Annotated in this window: 19 protein-coding genes and 1 riboswitch; of the genes, 9 read left to right on the top strand and 10 right to left on the bottom strand. The window is 73.8% G+C overall.

Annotation, left to right across the window (positions count from 1 at the left end; genetic code table 11):
• The first annotated feature begins 243 nt into the window (after positions 1-243).
• The 6 genes from FHS22_RS31100 (at position 244) to FHS22_RS31075 (ending at position 7082) form a co-directional block, all read left to right on the top strand.
• A complete protein-coding gene (locus tag FHS22_RS31100) occupies positions 244-756 on the top strand; it encodes an FHA domain-containing protein (RefSeq protein ID WP_184947665.1) in 513 nt (170 codons plus the stop codon).
• Positions 757-782: 26 nt separating this feature from the next.
• Positions 783-1433 carry a transcriptional regulator FtsR gene (gene ftsR, locus FHS22_RS31095; protein ID WP_377297359.1) on the top strand — a complete coding sequence of 217 codons (651 nt, stop codon included), beginning with the start codon at positions 783-785 and terminating at the stop codon, positions 1431-1433.
• Positions 1434-1586: 153 nt separating this feature from the next.
• Positions 1587-2066: a bifunctional nuclease family protein gene (locus FHS22_RS31090; protein WP_184947661.1), complete on the top strand. Its 480-nt coding sequence runs from the start codon at positions 1587-1589 to the stop codon at positions 2064-2066.
• A gap of 144 nt (positions 2067-2210) precedes the next feature.
• Positions 2211-2831 (top strand): MerR family transcriptional regulator, encoded by a 621-nt coding sequence (locus FHS22_RS31085; RefSeq protein WP_184947659.1) that lies wholly within the window; start codon positions 2211-2213, stop codon positions 2829-2831.
• A 15-nt stretch (positions 2832-2846) separates the two neighbouring features.
• Positions 2847-2938, top strand: a riboswitch (glycine riboswitch).
• Positions 2939-3098: 160 nt separating this feature from the next.
• A complete protein-coding gene (gcvP, locus tag FHS22_RS31080; protein WP_184947657.1) occupies positions 3099-5954 on the top strand; it encodes an aminomethyl-transferring glycine dehydrogenase in 2856 nt (951 codons plus the stop codon).
• Between the two features lie 327 nt (positions 5955-6281).
• On the top strand, positions 6282-7082 hold the full coding sequence (locus FHS22_RS31075) for a hypothetical protein (RefSeq protein ID WP_184947656.1): 801 nt from the start codon (positions 6282-6284) through the stop codon (positions 7080-7082).
• Positions 7083-7218: 136 nt separating this feature from the next.
• On the opposite strand, the gene FHS22_RS31070 is transcribed toward FHS22_RS31075, so the two are convergent.
• The 5 genes from FHS22_RS31070 to FHS22_RS31050 all read right to left on the bottom strand — a co-directional run bounded on the left by FHS22_RS31070 (position 7219) and on the right by FHS22_RS31050 (position 10694).
• Positions 7219-7992: an anti-sigma factor gene (locus tag FHS22_RS31070; RefSeq protein WP_184947654.1), complete on the bottom strand. Its 774-nt coding sequence runs from the start codon at positions 7990-7992 to the stop codon at positions 7219-7221.
• A complete protein-coding gene (sigK, locus tag FHS22_RS31065) occupies positions 7989-8582 on the bottom strand; it encodes an ECF RNA polymerase sigma factor SigK (RefSeq protein ID WP_184947652.1) in 594 nt (197 codons plus the stop codon). Before sigK ends, FHS22_RS31070 begins: the two co-directional genes overlap by 4 nt.
• Before the next feature lie 184 nt (positions 8583-8766).
• Positions 8767-9165: a hypothetical protein gene (locus FHS22_RS31060; protein ID WP_184947650.1), complete on the bottom strand. Its 399-nt coding sequence runs from the start codon at positions 9163-9165 to the stop codon at positions 8767-8769.
• A 69-nt stretch (positions 9166-9234) separates the two neighbouring features.
• Positions 9235-10182: an oxidoreductase gene (locus tag FHS22_RS31055; RefSeq protein WP_184947648.1), complete on the bottom strand. Its 948-nt coding sequence runs from the start codon at positions 10180-10182 to the stop codon at positions 9235-9237.
• Positions 10179-10694 carry a hypothetical protein gene (locus FHS22_RS31050; RefSeq protein WP_184947646.1) on the bottom strand — a complete coding sequence of 172 codons (516 nt, stop codon included), beginning with the start codon at positions 10692-10694 and terminating at the stop codon, positions 10179-10181. The genes FHS22_RS31055 and FHS22_RS31050 overlap by 4 nt, the downstream gene beginning before the upstream one ends.
• A 104-nt stretch (positions 10695-10798) precedes the next feature.
• Between FHS22_RS31050 and FHS22_RS31045 the strand changes: the two genes are divergently transcribed.
• Positions 10799-11404, top strand: coding sequence for an alpha/beta hydrolase family protein (locus FHS22_RS31045; RefSeq protein ID WP_184947645.1), 606 nt, complete (start codon positions 10799-10801; stop codon positions 11402-11404).
• Positions 11405-11508: 104 nt separating this feature from the next.
• Here FHS22_RS31045 and FHS22_RS31040 read toward each other — a convergent pair whose 3' ends face one another.
• Both FHS22_RS31040 and FHS22_RS31035 read right to left on the bottom strand, forming a co-directional pair.
• Positions 11509-11700, bottom strand: coding sequence for a DUF5999 family protein (locus tag FHS22_RS31040; protein WP_184947643.1), 192 nt, complete (start codon positions 11698-11700; stop codon positions 11509-11511).
• Positions 11701-12093: 393 nt separating this feature from the next.
• Complete coding sequence (locus FHS22_RS31035; protein WP_184947641.1) at positions 12094-12681, bottom strand: TetR/AcrR family transcriptional regulator C-terminal domain-containing protein; 588 nt, start codon at positions 12679-12681, stop codon at positions 12094-12096.
• Positions 12682-12831: 150 nt separating this feature from the next.
• Here FHS22_RS31035 and FHS22_RS31030 point away from each other — a divergent pair, with 150 nt between their 5' ends.
• Positions 12832-13230: a hypothetical protein gene (locus FHS22_RS31030; RefSeq protein ID WP_184947639.1), complete on the top strand. Its 399-nt coding sequence runs from the start codon at positions 12832-12834 to the stop codon at positions 13228-13230.
• 271 nt (positions 13231-13501) lie between these two features.
• A complete protein-coding gene (locus tag FHS22_RS31025) occupies positions 13502-14260 on the top strand; it encodes a nuclease-related domain-containing protein (RefSeq protein ID WP_184947638.1) in 759 nt (252 codons plus the stop codon).
• A 108-nt stretch (positions 14261-14368) separates the two neighbouring features.
• Here FHS22_RS31025 and FHS22_RS31020 read toward each other — a convergent pair whose 3' ends face one another.
• The 3 genes from FHS22_RS31020 to FHS22_RS31010 all read right to left on the bottom strand — a co-directional run bounded on the left by FHS22_RS31020 (position 14369) and on the right by FHS22_RS31010 (position 17544).
• Entirely contained in the window at positions 14369-15775 is a 1407-nt protein-coding gene (locus FHS22_RS31020) for an RNA polymerase sigma factor (RefSeq protein ID WP_260408460.1), read from the bottom strand.
• Between the two features lie 182 nt (positions 15776-15957).
• Positions 15958-16302 carry a hypothetical protein gene (locus FHS22_RS31015; RefSeq protein WP_184947636.1) on the bottom strand — a complete coding sequence of 115 codons (345 nt, stop codon included), beginning with the start codon at positions 16300-16302 and terminating at the stop codon, positions 15958-15960.
• Positions 16303-16362: 60 nt separating this feature from the next.
• Complete coding sequence (locus tag FHS22_RS31010; protein ID WP_377297374.1) at positions 16363-17544, bottom strand: AMP-binding protein; 1182 nt, start codon at positions 17542-17544, stop codon at positions 16363-16365.
• Between the last annotated feature and the right edge of the window lie 82 nt (positions 17545-17626).

Below are 17626 nucleotides of genomic sequence, written 5' to 3'. Positions count from 1 at the left end.
GCATGAGCACGGCGCATGAGCACGGCGACGCGCCATCGTGGCGGGAGATATAGACCTTGGACCGTGCCCGGCTGTAGTTTTGACATCGACCGAACCCGCGGTCCGCCGCTCGTCTTGACCTTTGCGCTTCATCAGCGTAAGTTTCGGCATTCGCAGTCTGAACACACTTGAGAAGCGAAGAAGCGAGGCGCGCATCCCCGAGCACCGTTGCCGCGTCTTCGCGGTAGGAGGCCGAGCCGATCGATGCCGAGCGTCTACTGCACGCAGTGCGGTCATGCCAACCCCGAGGACGCGCGTTTCTGTTCTCGATGCGGGTCGCCGCTGACCAGAGCTGAGATCCCCGGAGACAGTACGTCGACGATCTCCCTCTCCGGGATCGAGGCGTACGAGGCGGAGACAGGGGAGACGCTTCTCGCCGAGCGGCAGGCCGTCGAGCAGTTGCCGCCGGGCACCGCTCTGCTGGTCGCCATGCGCGGTCCCAACGCCGGCAGCCGCTTCCTCCTGGACAGCGACCTCACCACCGTGGGCCGCCATCCCGAGAGCGACATCTTCCTCGACGACGTCACCGTCTCCCGCCGCCACGTGGAGTTCTACCGGCGCGGCGGCGGCGTGTTCACCGTCCGCGACGTGGGCAGCCTCAACGGCACTTACGTCAATCGCGAGCGGATCGAGGAGGTTCCGCTCTACGGTGGGGACGAGGTGCAGATCGGCAAGTTCCGCCTGGTGTTCCTCACCCGCGGCGCCGCTGGAGGATGATGAGCTCGCAGGCTGCTCGTGCCCACATGAGCATTGGGGAGGTCCTCGCCCTCCTGCAGGGCGAGTTCCCCGACGTCAGCATCTCCAAGATCCGTTTTCTGGAGGGCGAAGGGCTGATCGAGCCGGAGCGCAGTCCCTCCGGCTACCGCAAGTTCACCTACGCCGACGTCGAGCGGCTGCGGTACATCCTCAGCGAGCAGCGTGACCGCTACCTCCCGCTGCGCGTGATCAAGGACAGGCTGGAGGCGGCCGACCGCGAGGAGCGGCCGGTCGCCCGGCCGCGCGCGCTGCCCGGCGAGCCCGCCCCGGAGGTCCGCCTCAGCCGGGAGGAGCTGCTCGCCGCGGCCGAGCTCGACGAGGAGACCCTGGCCGAGCTCGAAGACTACGGCCTGCTGTCCGCCGTCGCCCGCCACTACGACGCCGAGGCGCTGGCCGTGGCCCGCAGCGTCGGCGCGCTGGCCGCCTTCGGCCTGCACGCCCGCCACCTGCGGGCGGTCCGGGCCGCCGCCGAGCGCGAGGCCGGGCTCGTGGAGCAGGCCGTCGCCCCGCTGCTGCGCCGCCGGGCCCCCGGCGCCATCGACCGGGCCGACGAGACCGCCCGGGAGATCTCCGGCCTCCTGCTGGACCTGCACGCCTCGCTGCTGCGGTCCGGTGTCCGCGACGCCCTGGGCAGGTGAGGACCTGGCCGGGCGCGCCGTGTCTCCTGCGGATGCCGTGTCCTCTGCGGATGCCGTGACCCACTGTGCTCTCCGCCCCCTGAGTGTTGCACCGCCCCCCGGGTGTTACGTTGAAGAAACCGGTCGGAACCCAGCGAAAAGACGGAGCAGCCCGTGTTGCAGATGGAGGTCGTGGGCGTTCGGGTTGAAATGCCCTCAAACCAGCCGATCGTCCTGCTGAAGGAGGCGCACGGGGAGCGCTACCTGCCCATCTGGATCGGCATGACCGAGGCGACCGCGATCGCCATGGCCCAGGCGGAGGAGCCGCCGCCCCGGCCGCTCACCCACGACCTGTTCCGCGACGTGCTCGACGCGCTCGGCGTGGGGCTGCGCACGGTGAACATCGTCGCCCTCCGTGAAGGCATCTTCTTCGCCGACCTGGTGTTCTCCAACGGGGTCGAGGTGAGCGCCCGGCCCTCGGACTCCATCGCCTTGGCACTGCGCACCGGTGCGCGTATCTTCGCCAGTGAGGACGTGGTCCGGGAGGCCGGGGTGATCATCCCGGACGACCAGGAGGGCCAGGAGGAGGAGCTGGAGAGGTTCAGGGAGTTCCTTGACCAGATCTCGCCGGAGGACTTCGGCCGCGCGGGGTAGGAATTTCGGTGCATTTACGCTTCACGACGCGCCGAGTGGGGTCGTTGACTGAGGTGGATCCCAGTCTTACGGTGCGAGTGAACCTGTGGCCGTGTGCAAACCCCCAGATCAGGCCATGGGATGAGAGAAAGCCGGAGGTCCGCAGTGGCGGTCAGCAGCGGCGAAGGAAAGGCGGCCGGCCAGGATGATCCGGGGCGGCGCCGGTCGGCGCGGCAGCGTGCCGGAGAAGAGGGCCTGCTGTTCGAGGGGCAGCCGGTGAGCCTGCCCGCCGACGTCGGCTATCGAGGCCCCACGGCCTGCACCGCTGCCGGGATCACCTACCGGCAACTGGACTACTGGGCCCGGACCGGGCTGGTCGAGCCCACGGTCAGGGCCGCGCACGGCTCCGGCTCCCAGCGGCTGTACGGCTTCCGCGACATCCTGGTGCTCAAGGTCGTCAAACGCCTCCTCGACACCGGCGTCTCCCTCCAGCAGATCCGCATCGCCGTGCACCACCTCCGGGCCCGCGGGGTCGCCGACCTCGCCCAGATCACCCTCATGAGCGACGGGGTGAGCGTCTACGAGTGCACCTCGCCCGACGAGGTGATCGACCTCCTCCAGGGCGGCCAGGGCGTGTTCGGCATCGCCCTGGGCAGAGTGTGGCAGGAGGTGGAGGGATCCCTGGCGCAGCTGCCCGGCGAGCGCGCCGAGGCCGGCGAGGGCCCTTTAGCCGAGCACCACACCGATGAGCTGGCCCGCCGCCGCAGGGCACGCCGCACGGGGTAAAGTTGACCTCGCTGACGACCCTGTGCGGGAGAGACCCCGGCCCGACCGGGGCGCCGAAGGAGCAACCTCCCCGGAATCTCTCAGGCACCCTGTACCGCACGGACGAGGCGACTCTGGAAAGCAGGCGCGCCCGCCAGGCGCGACTCACCGACGGTGAAAACCTCCCCGCGCGGGGCAGGTGAAGCTCTCAGGTCGAGATGACAGAGGGGGAGATCCGGCAACACGCCCGCGCTCAGCGCCGGTCTCCACCGCCTCGGGAGGCTTTCCATGACCGATCTGTCACCCCTCAGCGAGCTCAGCTCCCCGCCGTTCGCGACCCGTCACATCGGACCCGGCGACGCCGACCGGGCCCGCATGCTGGAGGCGGTCGGCTTCGGCTCCGTCGACGACCTGATCGCGGTCGCCGTGCCCGAGGTGATCCGGGCCGAGGACCGGCTCGCGCTGCCCGCCGCGGCGAGCGAGACCGAGGCCATCGGCGAACTGCGCGCCCTGGCCGGCCGCAACACCGTGCTCACCTCCATGATCGGCCTCGGGTACCACGACACGATCACCCCCGCGGTCATCCGCCGCAACCTGCTGGAGAACCCCGGCTGGTACACCGCGTACACGCCCTACCAGCCGGAGATCTCCCAGGGCCGCCTGGAGGCCCTGATCAACTTCCAGACGGTCGTGTCCGACCTGACCGGCCTCGACGTGGCCGGGGCCTCCCTGCTGGACGAGGCGACCGCCGCCGCCGAGGCGATGACCCTGGCCCGCCGGGCCGGCCGGGCGAAGTCGAACGTGTTCGTGGTGGACGCCGACGCGCTGCCGCAGACCAAGGCCGTGCTGCGCACCCGCGCCGAGCCGCTCGGCATCGAGCTGGCCGAGAGCGACCTGTCCGGCGAGCTGCCCGAGTGCTTCGGCGTCCTGGTGCAGTACCCCGGCGCCGGCGGCCGCCTGCGCGACGTCCGCGCGGTGGCCGAGGCCGCCCACGCGCACGGCGCCCAGGTCGTCGCCGCCGCCGACCTGCTCGCCCTCACCCTCCTGGCCGCCCCCGGAGAGCTCGGCGCCGACATCGCGATCGGCTCCTCGCAGCGCTTCGGCGTGCCGCTGGGCTTCGGCGGCCCGCACGCCGCCTACATGGCGGTCCGCGAGGGCCTGCAGCGGCAGATGCCCGGCCGCCTGGTCGGCGTCTCCCAGGACGCCGACCGGCGCCCCGCCTACCGCCTGGCCCTGCAGACCCGCGAGCAGCACATCCGCCGCGAGAAGGCGACCAGCAACATCTGCACCGCGCAGGTGCTGCTCGCCGTGATCGCCGGCATGTACGCCGTCTACCACGGCCCCGAGGGCCTGCGCCGGATCGCCCAGCGCGTGCACCGGCACGCCGTCGTGCTCGCCGAGGGCCTGCGCCACGGCGGCGTCGAGGTCGTGCACGACGCCTTCTTCGACACCGTGCTCGCCCGGGTGCCCGGCCGCGCCGCCCAGGTCGTCGCGGCCGCCCGCGACAACGGCGTGAACCTCCGCCTGGTCGACGCCGACCACGTCGGCGTCACCTGCGACGAGAAGACCGAGCTGCTCCACCTGGAGCAGGTCCTGGCCGCCTTCGAGGTCAGCGGCGCCGTCCTGACCGACCTGGACGCCGCCGCGCACGACGCGCTCCCCGCCGAGCTGCTGCGCACGAGCGGCTACCTGACCCACCCGGTCTTCCACAGCCACCGCTCCGAGACGGCGATGCTGCGCTACCTGCGCCGCCTGCAGGACAAGGACATCGCGCTCGACAAGTCGATGATCCCGCTGGGCTCCTGCACCATGAAGCTCAACGCGACCACCGAGATGGAGCCCATCACCTGGCCGGAGTTCGCCGGCCTGCACCCCTATGCCCCCGAGGACCAGGCCGAGGGCTTCACCGAGCTGATCAGGGGCCTGGAGGGCTGGCTGGCCGAGGTGACCGGATACGACGCCGTCTCGATCCAGCCCAACGCCGGCTCCCAGGGCGAGTTCGCCGGCCTGCTGGCCATCCGCGCCTACCACCGGGCCCGGGGCGAGGCCGGGCGCGAGGTCTGCCTGATCCCGTCCTCGGCGCACGGCACCAACGCCGCCAGCGCCGTCATGGCCGGGATGAAGGTCGTCGTGGTCGCGTGCGACGCAGGCGGCAACGTCGACCTCTCCGACCTCACCGACAAGATCGAGAAGAACCGCGACCGGCTCGCCGCGATCATGGTGACCTACCCGTCCACGCACGGCGTGTACGAGGAGACCATCACCGAGATCTGCGAGCTGGTCCACGAGGCGGGCGGCCAGGTCTACGTCGACGGAGCCAACCTCAACGCCCTGGTCGGCCTGGCCAAGCTGGGTGAGTTCGGAGCCGACGTCTCCCACCTGAACCTGCACAAGACCTTCTGCATCCCGCACGGCGGCGGCGGCCCCGGCGTCGGCCCGGTCGCGGTCCGCGCCCACCTGGCGGACTACCTGCCCGGCCACCCGCTGCGCGAGGACTCCGAGGTCGGCCCGGTCTCGGCGGCGCCGTACGGCTCGGCGGGCATCCTGCCCATCTCCTGGGCCTACATCCGGATGATGGGCGGCGAGGGCCTCAAGGCGGCCACCGAGCAGGCCATCCTCTCGGCCAACTACCTGGCCCGCAGGCTCAGCCCCCACTACCCGGTCCTGTACACCGGCCGCGGCGGTCTGGTCGCCCACGAGTGCATCGTGGACCTGCGCCAGATCACCAAGGAGACCGGCGTCACCGTGGACGACGTGGCCAAGCGCCTCATCGACTACGGCTTCCACGCCCCGACCATGTCCTTCCCGGTGGCCGGCACGCTGATGATCGAGCCGACCGAGAGCGAGGACCTGGCCGAGCTCGACCGGTTCTGCGACGCGATGATCGCCATCCGGGAGGAGATCGGGAAGGTCGCCTCGGGCGGCTACGACCGGGCGGACAACCCGCTGCGCAACGCGCCGCACACCGCCGACTGCGTCGTCGCCGACGCGTGGGACCACGCCTACACCCGTACCGAGGCCGCCTACCCGCTGCCCTCGCTGCGCGAGGGCAAGTACTGGTCGCCGGTGCGCCGCATCGACCAGGCCTACGGCGACCGCAACCTGGTGTGCTCCTGCCCGCCGCTCTCGGCCTACGAGGACTGACGGCCCGCGAGGAGACGACCGCGAGGAGACGGCCCGCGCCCCTTTTCCCGGGTGCGGGACGTCTCCTCGCCGAGGTCCGCGGCAGGCTCCTGGAGTTTCCCCGTTCGCCTTCCTAGATCACGGACCGGACGCTAGTGTGTTCACGTCCGAATCGGGCAGGCGGCCGGGCCGGTCGTCTCGGGGCGTGAAGACTTGGGGGTGCCCGGGTCGGTGAGACGTCAAGCACCCCGTTCCGCGGTTCGCGGTGTGCCGCGAGCCGCCGCACGAGCGGCACGGGAATCCTCGCCCCGGTAGGGCGGGGAGCAGGTCGACCGGGGAGGACCCTGCATGCCTGAGGTGGACACGCACCCGCTGGACACCGCGCGCCGGCTCGCCGAGGACGGCGATCTGGACGGCGCCGCGACGATCTTCGCCGAGCTGGCCGCCGATCCCGAGGGGCCCGACCGGGCCCAGGCCGCGGTGGGGCTGGCCGTGGTGCTGGAGGAGCGGGGAGACGTGCCGGGGGCCCGCGCGGCCGCGCGCACCGCACTGGCCACCGGGCACCCGGAGTTCGCCGCCCAGGCGGCCTGCCTGCTGGCCCGGAGCTTCGAGCGGGAGGACCTGCCCGACCAGGCCAGGGCCGCCTGGCAGGCCGCGCTCGGCCTGGAGAACCCGGCCTACGCGCCGCTGGCGCACATGGCGCTCGCCAGGCTGGCCACCGGGGAGCGGGAGGCCGAGGAGGCGCTGAGGGCCGCCCTGGCCACCGGCGACCCGGAGATCGCCTCCCGGGCGGCCCAGCGGCTGGCGGAGTTCCTGATCGGGGAGGGCGAGGCCGGGCAGGCCGCGGACGTGCTCCTGGAGGCACTGGAGATCCCCGGCGCGGCGGACGGGCCGCGGCTGCGGGTGCTGCTCGGCATCGCCCATCTGGAGCTGGCCTGCGCGGAGTTCGCCGCGGCGGTGGAGGAGTGCGAGGACCCGGAGGACCCGGAGGACGCCGAGACCGGCGCGCTCGCCATCGAGCTGCTGGCCCGCACCCTCCCGCTGCGCGGGCACGACGAGGACGCCGAGCGGGTGTGGCGCTACGGTCTCGACCACGCCGACGAGCGCCTCGCCGAGGAGGTCCGCCTGCGCCTCGGCCGCGACGCCTGACCGCGCGCGCCCGGGGCCGCCGGGAAGCCGCTCGGCCGGTGCGGGCCCCGCGGCGGGCTCCGCGCCGTCGCGCCCGCCGCGGGACGGAGCCCGCCGCGCCCGCGACCGGGAGCGGTCCCGCCCATGAGCGCCCTCGTCAGGCGGGAGGCAGGTCCACCACCAGCAGCGGCCGGCCGGTCGGCTGGGCGGAGCCTCCGGCGGGCTCGACCGTCACGGCGAGCCGGGTCACGCCCTCGCCCGTCGCGGCGGTCAGCGGCAGCGCGTCCCCGGTCGCGTCGGTGCTCAGCAGCCCCGCCGACCCGATCCGGGCGGCCGACAGCTGCCAGACCTGGTAGGCCCGGTCCCCGGGCAGCGGCGCCAGGTCCGCGGCCAGGAACACCAGCCTGCCCCGGGCGCGCGAGACGACCACGGTGCCCCGGCCGGCCGGCCCGGCCTCGGAAGTGGCCGTGCGGGCGTCCGGCGCGGCGAGCACCGCGGCCGCCTCGCGGGCGGCCTGCCGCTCCTGCTCCAGGCGGTGCCGGGCGTCCAGCGCGACGACGCCGAAGACGGCGGCGGCCGCCACGCTCACGGCCGCCGCCGCGGACGCGAGCCGCAGCCGCCACCCCGGCCCTTCTCCCGCCCGGCTCCTGCGGGTCCGGCCACCGGGTGACGCGGCGACGACCGGAGGGGCCTGCCTGACCTGTTCGATCTCGGCCATGACGCGCATCCGCAGCTCCGGCGGCGGTTCGGCGGCGGCGGCCCCGCCCAGCCGGGCGGCGGTCTCCGCCAGGGTGGCGATCTCCTGCGCGCACTCGGCGCACCGGGTCAGATGCTCCTCGAACCGCCGCCGCTCCAGCTCGTCGCCGATGGCGTCCAGCGCGTAGGCGCCCGCCAGCGTGTGCGGGTCGCCTCCGCCCGGCGCGGCCCTCATCGTTGCACCCCCAGGCAGTCGCGCAGCCGGATCAGCCCATCGCGCATCCGGGTCTTCACCGTCGCGAGCGGCGCCTGCACCAGCTCGGCGACCTCACGATAGGAGTATCCGCCGTAATAGGCGAAAGTCACCGATTCGCGCTGCAGCGGTGTCAGCCCGTCCAGGCAGCGGCGCACGCGTTCGCGCTCCAGCCGGCCCTCCACCGACTCGGCCACCTCGTCGAAGGGGCGGTGCACCTGCAGGCGTGCCGCGCGCGCTTCCCGGTCGCCGCCGGTCTGGGCCGAACGCACCCGGTCGACCGCCCGGCGGTGCGCGATCGTCATCACCCAGGCCGACCCCGAGCCGCGGCCCGGGTCGTAGCGGGCCGCGCTGCGCCAGACCTCCACCAGCACGTCCTGGGCGACCTCCTCGCTCTGCGCCCGGTCGCGGACCACCCGCAGGACCAGGCCGAACACCCGCGGCGCGATCAGCTCGTAGACCCTCTCGAACGCCGACCGGTCTCCCCGGGCGACCGCCCCCAGCAACTCCTCCAGCCCCGGCGGCTCCCCCCGGTGGACGCCCCACCGGTGTATCTCGCGCTCCGGCCCCATGCACCCCTCCCAGTCCCGGTCGGCCCGGTCTCTCCTGAAGAGGTTTCGGAGCACGACCCCGGACGGATGGCCGCGCACCTGCCGTATTCGGTGCCGGTCGCCGGAGCCGGGGGAGGAGCTGAGAGGACGGGGGATCGGGGGACGGGAGGATCACGGCGCAGCGGTGGTCGTTCTCCCGGGGCGCTCAGTCGCGGTGGCGCCAGTTGCCGATGGCGTGGGCGATGTTGATGGTCACGATGCCGCCCCAGGCCAGCAGCAGTCCCGCCAGGCCGGCCTCGGCGGCCGCGATGCCGGTGAGCGGGATGCCGATGCCCAGCGAGCCCAGGGCGATCGGGATCGAGGGGTTGCCGCTCCTCTTCGGCTTCTTGTACGGCTGGCCGGGGTAGGGCTGGGCCGGGTACGGGGCGGGGCCGGCGGCGTGGATCTCGGCCCGCACCCGGGAGGCGATGGTCGCGTCGAGGCGCTCGACGAACGACTCCACGAGTGCGGTCTCGTACTCGGGGCCGAGGTCGCGACGGGCGTCGATGGTGGCGCGCATGTCCTGGCGGATGTCGTTGTAGTCCTGCACACCCCCAGTCTGCACCCGCCCACCCTCTCAGGCATCGGTCATCAGGACGAGATGCGAGGGGGTACGGGCCCGGCGCGCGCCCGGTCAGGCGAGCTGGTCCAGGGCGGCGAGGTCGCCGGGAGCCAGGTCCAGGCGGGCCGCCGCGAGGTTCTCCTCCAGGTGGGCGAGGGAGGAGGTGCCCGGGATGGCCAGGGTGACCGGTGAGCGGCCGAGCAGCCAGGCGAGCGCCACCTGGGCCCGGGTCGCGCCGTACCGGCCGGCGGTCTCGTCGAGGACCGCGAGCTGCTCGGCGCTCGGCGCCATGCCGGGCGGGGCCTGCGAGAGGTCGAGGCCGGGGCGGAGCATCCCGGCGGCGAGGGGGAAGTAGGCGGTGAACGCGATGCCGGCGTCCTCGCACGCGGACAGGACGCCGGCGCTGGAGCGGTCGAAGAGGTGGAAGCGGTTCTGCACCGCCGCCACGGGGGCGATCCGGCGTGCCTCGGCGAGCCGGTCGGCGGTCACGCCGCTGAGGCCGAGGTGGCGGATCAGTCCGCGCCGGCGCAGGTCGGCGAGGGCGCCGAAGGACTCGGCGAAGGGCGTGTCCCCGGGGGACAGCAGCCCGTCGCCGCCCACCCGCAGGTAGACCAGGTCGAGCCGGTCCCTGCCGAGCCGGTGGAGGTTCTCCTCGACCTGCTCGCGCAGCTGCGCCGGCTCGGCTGCGGCGTCGAAGCCCTTCCACCCGTCGCGGACCACGCCGACCTTGGTGGCGATGACCAGGTCGTCCGGGTAGGGGTGCAGCGCCTGCCTGATCAGGTCGTTGGCCACGTGCGGGCCGTAGAAGCCGCTGGTGTCGATGTGGGTGACACCCAGCTCCACGGCCCGGCGCAGTACGGCGAGCGCCGTCCCGTGGTCCTGGGGCGGCCCCCACACGCCGGGGCCGGGCAGTTGCATCGCCCCGTAGCCGAGCCGTCCGACGGTCAGGTCACCCGCCAGGCGCAGAGCCTTGGCGGGGGTGTCGGCCCCGGCGGGGTCCCCGTTGACGGAAACGGTCATGCGTAACCTCCCTGTATCGGCCGCGGGTCGGCCGCGGAGCGTGCGGAGAGGCGGGCCTGGATCGACGCCGTGGTGACCCCGCCGTCCGGGGCGCGTTCGAGCTTGCCGCGCCGCAGGAGGTCGTGGACGCCCTGGCGGGTGATGCCGAGCATCGCCGCGGCGGCCGAGACCGGCACCGCGGAGGCGGCCGGATGGCCGGCGCGCCTGGCGACGGCCCGGCCCAGCGGAGTGTCCCACCAGGCTGCGGGCGGGTCGAACGGCGCGTCGCCCGGATACAGGGCGCTCACCAGGCGGATCGCCAGGTAGGCGGCCGCCTGGTCGTTCTCCCCGAGCAGCGTGTCGGCCCACTCGCGGCTCCTGGCCTCCAGCCGCTCGCGCAGCCGCTCGCTCCCGCCCGCGCCGGACGGCTCGTCGTCGCCGAGCAGGATGTCCAGCGGGTCGAGCAGCCTGCCGCCGACGAGCCTTCGCAGGTCGCCTGCCAGAGCACGGTGTTCGCCGGACCTCGGTTCCATGCCCGCCCTCCCTCTACTTGACGTTAAGTATCAAGTACTTGTCGTTGACCGTCAAGTAGTGCATGCGGACCGGGTGCGGGAGTCCGGCCCGGTACGGTCACCCCATGGAGTTCATGACGCCGCACGGGCCGGCGCGGGTGGAGATCGACAGGCCGCGGGACCCCCGGTTCCTGCTGGTCCTCACGCACGGTTCGGCCGGAGGGCTGGACGCGCCGGACCTGCTCGCCGTACGGGAGGCCGTGCTGGAGGCCGGGGGCGCGGTCGCCGGGGTGACGCAGCCGTTCCGGCTGCGGGGCGCGCGGGCGCCGGGCTCGGCGGTCAAGCAGGACGAGGCGTGGGTGGCGGTGGTGGAGGAGATCCGCCGTGGTCACCCCGGGCTGCCGCTCGCGCAGGGCGGGCGGAGCAACGGAGCCAGGGTCGCCTGCCGTACGGCTCTGGCGGCGGGGGCGGAGGCGGTCGTCGCGCTGGCCTTCCCGCTGCACCCGCCGGGGAGGCCGGAGCGGTCCCGGGCGCAGGAACTGCGCGGGGCGGGGGTGGACGTGCTGGTGGTCAACGGGGACCGCGACCCGTTCGGGGTGCCCGAGGCGGCTGACGCCGCGCGCCTGGTGGTGCTGGCGGGAGAGGGCCACGACCTGAAGAAGGATCCCGTCCGGGTGGGCGAGGTCGTGGCGGGGTGGCTGGGGGAGAGGATGCGGCCGGACGCCGGATGAGCCCGCGGCCCGAGGGACTCAGGGGCGCGGGCGGGCGTCCGGTGCGCCGCCGGGCGGGGCCGCGCGGCGGCGGCCGACGGCTCCGGCCTTCCGGCGGGGGCCTCTCAGGAGGCGCCGACCAGGGGCCGGTGCGGCTCGATGACGCCGCCGTCGGGCAGGAGCTCACCGGTGTCCTCGAACAGCACCACGCCGTTGCAGAGCAGGCTCCAGCCCTGCTCGGGATGGGCGGCCATGGTTCGGGCGGCTTCGCGGTCCTTCGCCTCGGCGGACGGACAGGACGGCTCGTGCGGGCACATCGGCGTGCCTCCGGATCTCTCGTGTCGGCTCGCCGGGACCGGCATCGGATGAGGGGGACACCGTCACCGATGGGACCCCGTTCCCACGTGTGACGGGGACGAGCATCTGGATGGACATATGGCCGTGCGCGCCTCGAACGGGGTGGGGCGCGCACAGTGGACAAGGTCAAGTGTGCGACGGGTCACGCCCGGGCGACATAGTCAGTTAGGGCCGTTTGAGGACCACTGGGGATGGTCCTCCGGGACTCCTTCGGGGGTGTGACCTATAACACAGGGTGCCTTATGTAGACATAACAGGCCAAGTGCGACACGCCGTAACGTGGTAAATGATTGGTTACAAGTTTCTGGCATCGTGTCCTGCCTGGTCAGGGCCCTGTCGCAGACCGGTCTCGTTCATCTCTGCGCGAGACCGGCCAGCAACGCGTCGAGACCGCGCTCGAAGTCGGCGTCGGCCGCCGGGTCGCCGCCTCCCTGCGACGGAGGCCGCCAGGGCTCGCCGCCGTCGCCCGGCGGCTCGGCCCAGCCCGACTGCTGGACCTCCACCGCCACCGCGCCCAGCACGTAGGCCCGCAGCGCCCGCACGGCCTCCGGCGCGTCCGCCAGCCCGGCCTCGGCGAGCTGGTCGGTCTGCTCCCGCAGGGCCAGTGCGGCCTGGCCCTTGGGCGGTTTGGTGAGCGCGAGGGCCAGCACTCCCGGGTGCTCGCGCAGCGCGGCCCGGCTCGCCCGGCACCACGCCCGCGCGGTCTCCCGCCAGTCGGCGCCGGGCTCGGCGTGCACGGCGGTGACGTGCTCGGCCAGGGCGTCCATGAGCGCGTCCTTGCCCCGGGGCAGGTGGTGGTAGATGGCCATGGCCTCCACCTGGAGCGCGTCGCCCAGGCGGCGCATCGTCAGCCGGCGCAGCCCCTGGCCGTCGGCGATGTGCAGGGCCGCCTCGATGATGCGCTCCCGGGAGAGCGGGATCGGAGGTCGTTTCGCAGGCATGGGATCATGCTGCCACCTCTTACCTTACTGCGTAAAGGGCGACGCGCCGGACGGTGGCGTCCCCGAGTAGGTGGGACGGGGGCCCGCGGCGTAGGCTGCGGGTGTCGATGCGCCGGGAAACGCCCGGCGACGAGTGAGAGAGGGCAGACGATGGCGTTTTTCCGACCGCGGGTGAGCCGGGAGGCGGAGGTTCGCTACCACGCCGACCAGGAGGTCGGGAAGAGCTTCCCCGAGCTTCTGGAGAGGGCGCGGGTGGCCGAGGCCGTGCTGCGCCAGGTGCAGGCCTCCTCGGCCTCCGCCGAGGAGCGGCGGGCCGCCGGCCTGGTCTTCGACAAGGCGCTGACCGAGGCGCTGCGCGCGGCCGAGGCCGGCCTGCGGGCGACCTTCGGCGTCAAGTCCTACGACGACCGGATCCGCCGCCGCAAGGGCAAGGCCACGCCCAGGGGCGCCGAGTGGAGCGCGCAGGTCGAGCGCCTGCGCACCCTGCGCGAGCAGAACCGCCTCACCGGCATCGCCCGCGACCTGCTGCCCGTCGGCACCGCGCACTGACGCGCTGACCTCCGCCTCCTGATCCCCGGTACGGCCCGCCGTGCCGGGGATCGCGCGTTCCGGAGCCCCGGCGGGCGGGGCCCGCCTCTCCCCTCCGGGCTGAGCCGCCCCCGATTGTCACTCACAGTATTCGACATGTCACGATATCGACATATGGGGGTGGCCGTCGGGGGAGGGCCGCGCGCGTACGGCGCGTGCGGACGCCCGGGGCCGGTGCCCCCGGTCTGATCGCTCACGCGGCCGTACGGCCGCGCCAGGGGGGAGTCGAGCGGTGATCAACTCGTCGATGGTGGGGGCCAAGCTCTCGTTCAGGGTTCCCCGGTACCGGGAGTCGCGGGACACGGGATGGGGCGGCCGGCTGGCCCTGCGGACAGCGCTCGGCGCGGCCGTCTTCGCGGTGGTGTGGCTGCTCTGGGACTGGCCCGCGGCTCTGGTCGCCGGGGCGCTCGCCGCCCCGGCCGACCTGGTGTACCGCTGGTGCCTGGATCTGCCGGTCGTCGCCCGGTACCGGGGAGCGGCCGGGGAGCGGGCCACCGCCCGGATGCTCCGCCCCCTGTGCCGCCGCGGCTACACGGTGCTGCAGGACCGGGCGCTGCCGCACGTGGAGGGCGGCGCCTGCCACCTGGTGATCGGCCCGAGCGGTGTCTACGTGGTGGACTCCAGGAAATGGCCCAGGTGCGTCAGGGTCGCCGGGAGCCGGGGCCGGCTGTGGATCGGACGCAAACCGGCCGACCAGGAGGTCCGGGGGGTGGCGGGCGCGGCGCGCGCGGTCGCCGGCGCGCTGCGGCCGGTGCACGGCGGGCGGGTGGAGGCGGTGCCCCTGGTGGCGGTCCACGGGGCGCGGCTGCCCCGCTGGGGGGCGCTCAGGGCTTCGGGGGTCGTGCTGATGCGGGCGCCGAGGGTGCGCGCCTGGATCGTCCGGCAGAAGGTGCGGCTCGACGCCTGCCAGGTCGCGGCCCTGGGCGCGGCGGCCGAGCGGCTGCTGCCGCCGGCCGGTGCGGAGAGGACGCCGCCGGCCGGCGGCGAATGAAGATCATCGCGGCCGCGGAGGCGCCGGCGGCCGGCCCCGCCGTGCGGTCCCCAGGACGCGGAGGAGCCGCCGCGGCCACGGGCCGCGGCGGCTCCTCCTTCCCCGGGCTCAGCTGGCCCAGTCGAGCAGCGGGCGGGTGTTGCTCGGGTGACGCAGCTTGGACAGGGACTCCTTCTCGAGCTGGCGGATGCGCTCGCGGGTCAGGCCCAGGTGCTTGCCGATCTCGTCGAGGGTGTGGGGCTTGCCGTCGACGAGGCCGAAGCGCAGCGCCATGATCCGGGCCTCCCGGGGGGAGAGGTTGCCGAGCACGCCGCGCAGCTGCTCGCCCAGGAGCTGGCGGTCCACCACCTCGGAGGCCTCGGGGGAGTCGACGTCCTCGATGAGGTCGCCGATGGTGGTCTCACCGTCCTCGCCGATGGTGGCGTTGAGGCTGATCGGCTGGCGGCTGGTGCGCAGCAGCTCCTCGATCTGGTCGGGGGTCCTGTCCAGCTCGACCGCCAGCTCCTCGGGCGTGGGCTCCCGGCCCAGGCGCTGGTGCATGTCGCGCTCGACCCGCGACAGCTTGGAGAGCATCTCCAGCACGTGCACGGGCAGCCGGATGGTGCGGGCGGAGTCGGCGAAGCCGCGCTGGATGGCCTGCCGGATCCACCACATGGCGTAGGTGGAGAACTTGTAGCCCTTGGTGTAGTCGAACTTCTCCACCGCCCGGATCAGGCCGAGGTTGCCCTCCTGGACCACGTCGAGCAGGGCCATGCCGCGGTCGGTGTACTTCTTGGCGACCGAGACGACGAGCCGGAGGTTGGCCTCCAGCATGTGGTCCTTGGCGCGGCGGCCGTCCTCGGCGATCCACTCCAGGTCGTCGCGCATCGCGGCGGACAGGCCGGGCTCGGACTCCAGCTTGGACTCGGCGTACAGGCCGGCCTCGATCCGCTTGGCGAGCTCGACCTCCTGGGCGGCGGTGAGCAGCGTGCGGCGGCCGATCGACTTCAGGTAGGTGTGCACCGAGTCGCCCATGACCGAGGACTGGTCGTCCAGGTCGGCGGAGGTCTCGGCCTCCAGCTCGGCCTCGTCGGGGGCGGTCCACTCCTCGCCCTCCAGCTCCATCCCCGCCTCGAGGACGTCGGCGGGCGGGGCGCCCTCCGCCCCGGCCTGCCCGTCGGCGGCCTTCCCCCCGGAGCCGGCGGCCGTCGTGGCGGCGGCCTTGCGGGTGGCGGGCTTGGCGGCACCGGCGGGCTTGGCCGCCTTGACCGCGGGCTTCTTCGCGGCGGGCTTCTTGGCCGTGGTCTTCTTGGCCGCGGCGGCGAGCGTGGGCTCGTTCTCGGCGGCCAGGCTCACGCCCGCCTCGGTCAGCTCACGCAGGATCGACCTGCCCTCGACAGGGCTGATCCCCGCCTCGGCGAAGGCGTGACGCAGCTCCGCCAGAGAAAGGTGACCCTGAACTCGCCCTCGGTCAAGGAGCTGGTCGAGGGTCGTCGGGGCCTCGGAAGATGAGGTCGCGGCGGCGGTTTGGGGCATGAGGACACCTCCTCCGTAACGGAGTCGTCGGTTTGCAGATTGTGGCGGGTGGGGCGGCCTGGGCCGCGCGGCACACCAGTACCAATAACCCCGTCCGGGGTCTTTCTGTTCCCGGCTTGACGGGGAAAATATGATGGGTGGACCGGCCGTCGGCCGGTCCACCCAGGCGGAACGGTTCGGGGCTACTCCGTCGGGCGCCAGGCGCCTTCGCCGGTCCCCTCGAATCCGGGCATCGGCATCGGCTCGGCCTCTTCCATCCGGTGTTCGGTCCAGTAGCGCGTGACCTGCTCGGGGTCGGGGTTGACCTCCTTGGAGACCACGAAGTCCTCCGCCGGCGGGGCCGTCTCCGCGGGGGCGGGCGGGACGGGCGTCTTCTGCGAGGCGGGCTGGTGGGGCTCCGTCGCGGGCGAGGGGCGGCCGTCCTTCTCGAGCCTGCCCGCCGAGGCGGCCGCCGAGACGGACACGCCGCCGACGAGGACCGCGGCGACGACTCCGGCGGAGACCCACATCTTGCGGGTTGGGTTCATCGGCGAGTCCTTCCTGCTCCTGCTACCTCTATGACGCGCGCGGGCCCCTCACGGTTCCCGCTACTGACCATAACGGAGGGCCGAGAGGTCCGGCTTCCCGTTGGGCAAAAGTGGTATTTCGGTCAGGACGACCAGCTCGGTGGGGGCGGCATAGGCCGGCAGCCGCTCCTTGACGAAGGCCCGGAGCTCGGCCAGGGACGGCGGGCCGGGGGAGACGACGACGGCCACCACCCGCTCGCCCCACTCGGGGTCAGGGCGGCCGACCACGACGGCGTCCTCGATCGCGGGATGCTCCGCGACCGCCGCCGCGACCGCCGCCGCGACGACCTTCTCGCCGCCGGTGTTGATGACGTCGTCGGCCCGGCCCAGCACGCGGAGCCGGCCGCCGTCCAGCGCGCCCAGGTCGGAGGTGACGAACCAGCCGCCCTCGCGGGCCCCGGCGGTCAGGTCGGGGCGGAGGCGGTAGCCGGAGAACAGCACGGGGCCGGAGATGCGGATCCGGCCGTCGCCGCCGATCTCCAGCCCTACTCCCCCGAGGGGGCGGCCGTCGTAGACGCACCCGCCGCAGGTCTCGCTCATGCCGTACGTGGTGACGACCCGCCCGCCGGCGGCCCGCGCCGCGGCGAGCAGCTCCGCCGGGGCCGCCGCGCCGCCGAGCAGGATCGTCCGGAAGACCGACAGGTCCGCCGAGACGGCGAGCAGGCGGCGGAGCTGGGTCGGCACCAGCGAGACGTGCTCGGCCCCGGCGGACAGCACCGACTCGGCGGAGAAGCCCTCGTGGACGACCGGCTCCGTCCCGCCCAGCAGGGACCGGACCAGCACCTGCAGACCGGAGACGTGCGAGGGCGGCAGGCAGCAGAGCCAGCGCTCGCCGGGCGCGGCCCCCAGCCGGTCCAGGGAGGCGGAGGCCGAGGCGCGGAGGGCGGCGGCGGGCAGCTCGACGCCCTTGGGCGCACCGGTGGTACCGCTGGTGGCGATGACCACGGCCACCTCGGGGGAGACGCCGGTGCCGCCCGCCTGCCGTACCCCGTCGAGGTGGGTGGGGCGCAGCGCCGCGAGCGTGGCGCGCAGCGCGGGGGCGGGCAGAGCGGGGGAGAGGGGCAGGATGGCGGGTCCGGTGCCGTCGAGTGCGGCGGCGACCGCGCGGAACAGCCCGGGTCCGGGCGGCAGCGTGACGGCGTTCAGCTCCCTCGGCCCCCCCGAAGCGGAAGCGGGGGACGACTCCGCGTGCACGGGGGCAATCCTCACAGTCGTAAGGTTAGTGCGACGGCAGCGGAGAGCGGCCGGGGGAGCACCCCGGCGCGACGGAGGGGGCGCAACCATC

Source organism: Thiemannella venezuelensis (genome assembly GCF_014203605.1).
GTDB classification, from domain to species: domain Bacteria; phylum Actinomycetota; class Actinomycetes; order Streptosporangiales; family Streptosporangiaceae; genus Planomonospora_A; species Planomonospora_A venezuelensis.
The sequence above is the reverse complement of the archived record's forward strand: the minus strand, read 5'-3'. Positions and strand labels throughout refer to the sequence as shown.

Bases quoted from the DNA above. Each gene is read 5' to 3' on its own strand.
- FHS22_RS31100 (WP_184947665.1), top strand. From the start codon at position 244: ATGCCGAGCGTCTACTGCACGCAGTGCGGTCATGCCAACCCCGAGGAC.
- ftsR (WP_377297359.1), top strand. From the start codon at position 783: ATGAGCATTGGGGAGGTCCTCGCCCTCCTGCAGGGCGAGTTCCCCGAC.
- gcvP (WP_184947657.1), top strand. From the start codon at position 3,099: ATGACCGATCTGTCACCCCTCAGCGAGCTCAGCTCCCCGCCGTTCGCG.
- FHS22_RS31075 (WP_184947656.1), top strand. From the start codon at position 6,282: ATGCCTGAGGTGGACACGCACCCGCTGGACACCGCGCGCCGGCTCGCC.
- FHS22_RS31070 (WP_184947654.1), bottom strand. From the start codon at position 7,992: ATGAGGGCCGCGCCGGGCGGAGGCGACCCGCACACGCTGGCGGGCGCC.
- sigK (WP_184947652.1), bottom strand. From the start codon at position 8,582: ATGGGGCCGGAGCGCGAGATACACCGGTGGGGCGTCCACCGGGGGGAG.
- FHS22_RS31055 (WP_184947648.1), bottom strand. From the start codon at position 10,182: ATGACCGTTTCCGTCAACGGGGACCCCGCCGGGGCCGACACCCCCGCC.
- FHS22_RS31050 (WP_184947646.1), bottom strand. From the start codon at position 10,694: ATGGAACCGAGGTCCGGCGAACACCGTGCTCTGGCAGGCGACCTGCGA.
- FHS22_RS31045 (WP_184947645.1), top strand. From the start codon at position 10,799: ATGGAGTTCATGACGCCGCACGGGCCGGCGCGGGTGGAGATCGACAGG.
- FHS22_RS31040 (WP_184947643.1), bottom strand. From the start codon at position 11,700: ATGTGCCCGCACGAGCCGTCCTGTCCGTCCGCCGAGGCGAAGGACCGC.
- FHS22_RS31035 (WP_184947641.1), bottom strand. From the start codon at position 12,681: ATGCCTGCGAAACGACCTCCGATCCCGCTCTCCCGGGAGCGCATCATC.
- FHS22_RS31030 (WP_184947639.1), top strand. From the start codon at position 12,832: ATGGCGTTTTTCCGACCGCGGGTGAGCCGGGAGGCGGAGGTTCGCTAC.
- FHS22_RS31020 (WP_260408460.1), bottom strand. From the start codon at position 15,775: ATGCCCCAAACCGCCGCCGCGACCTCATCTTCCGAGGCCCCGACGACC.
- FHS22_RS31015 (WP_184947636.1), bottom strand. From the start codon at position 16,302: ATGAACCCAACCCGCAAGATGTGGGTCTCCGCCGGAGTCGTCGCCGCG.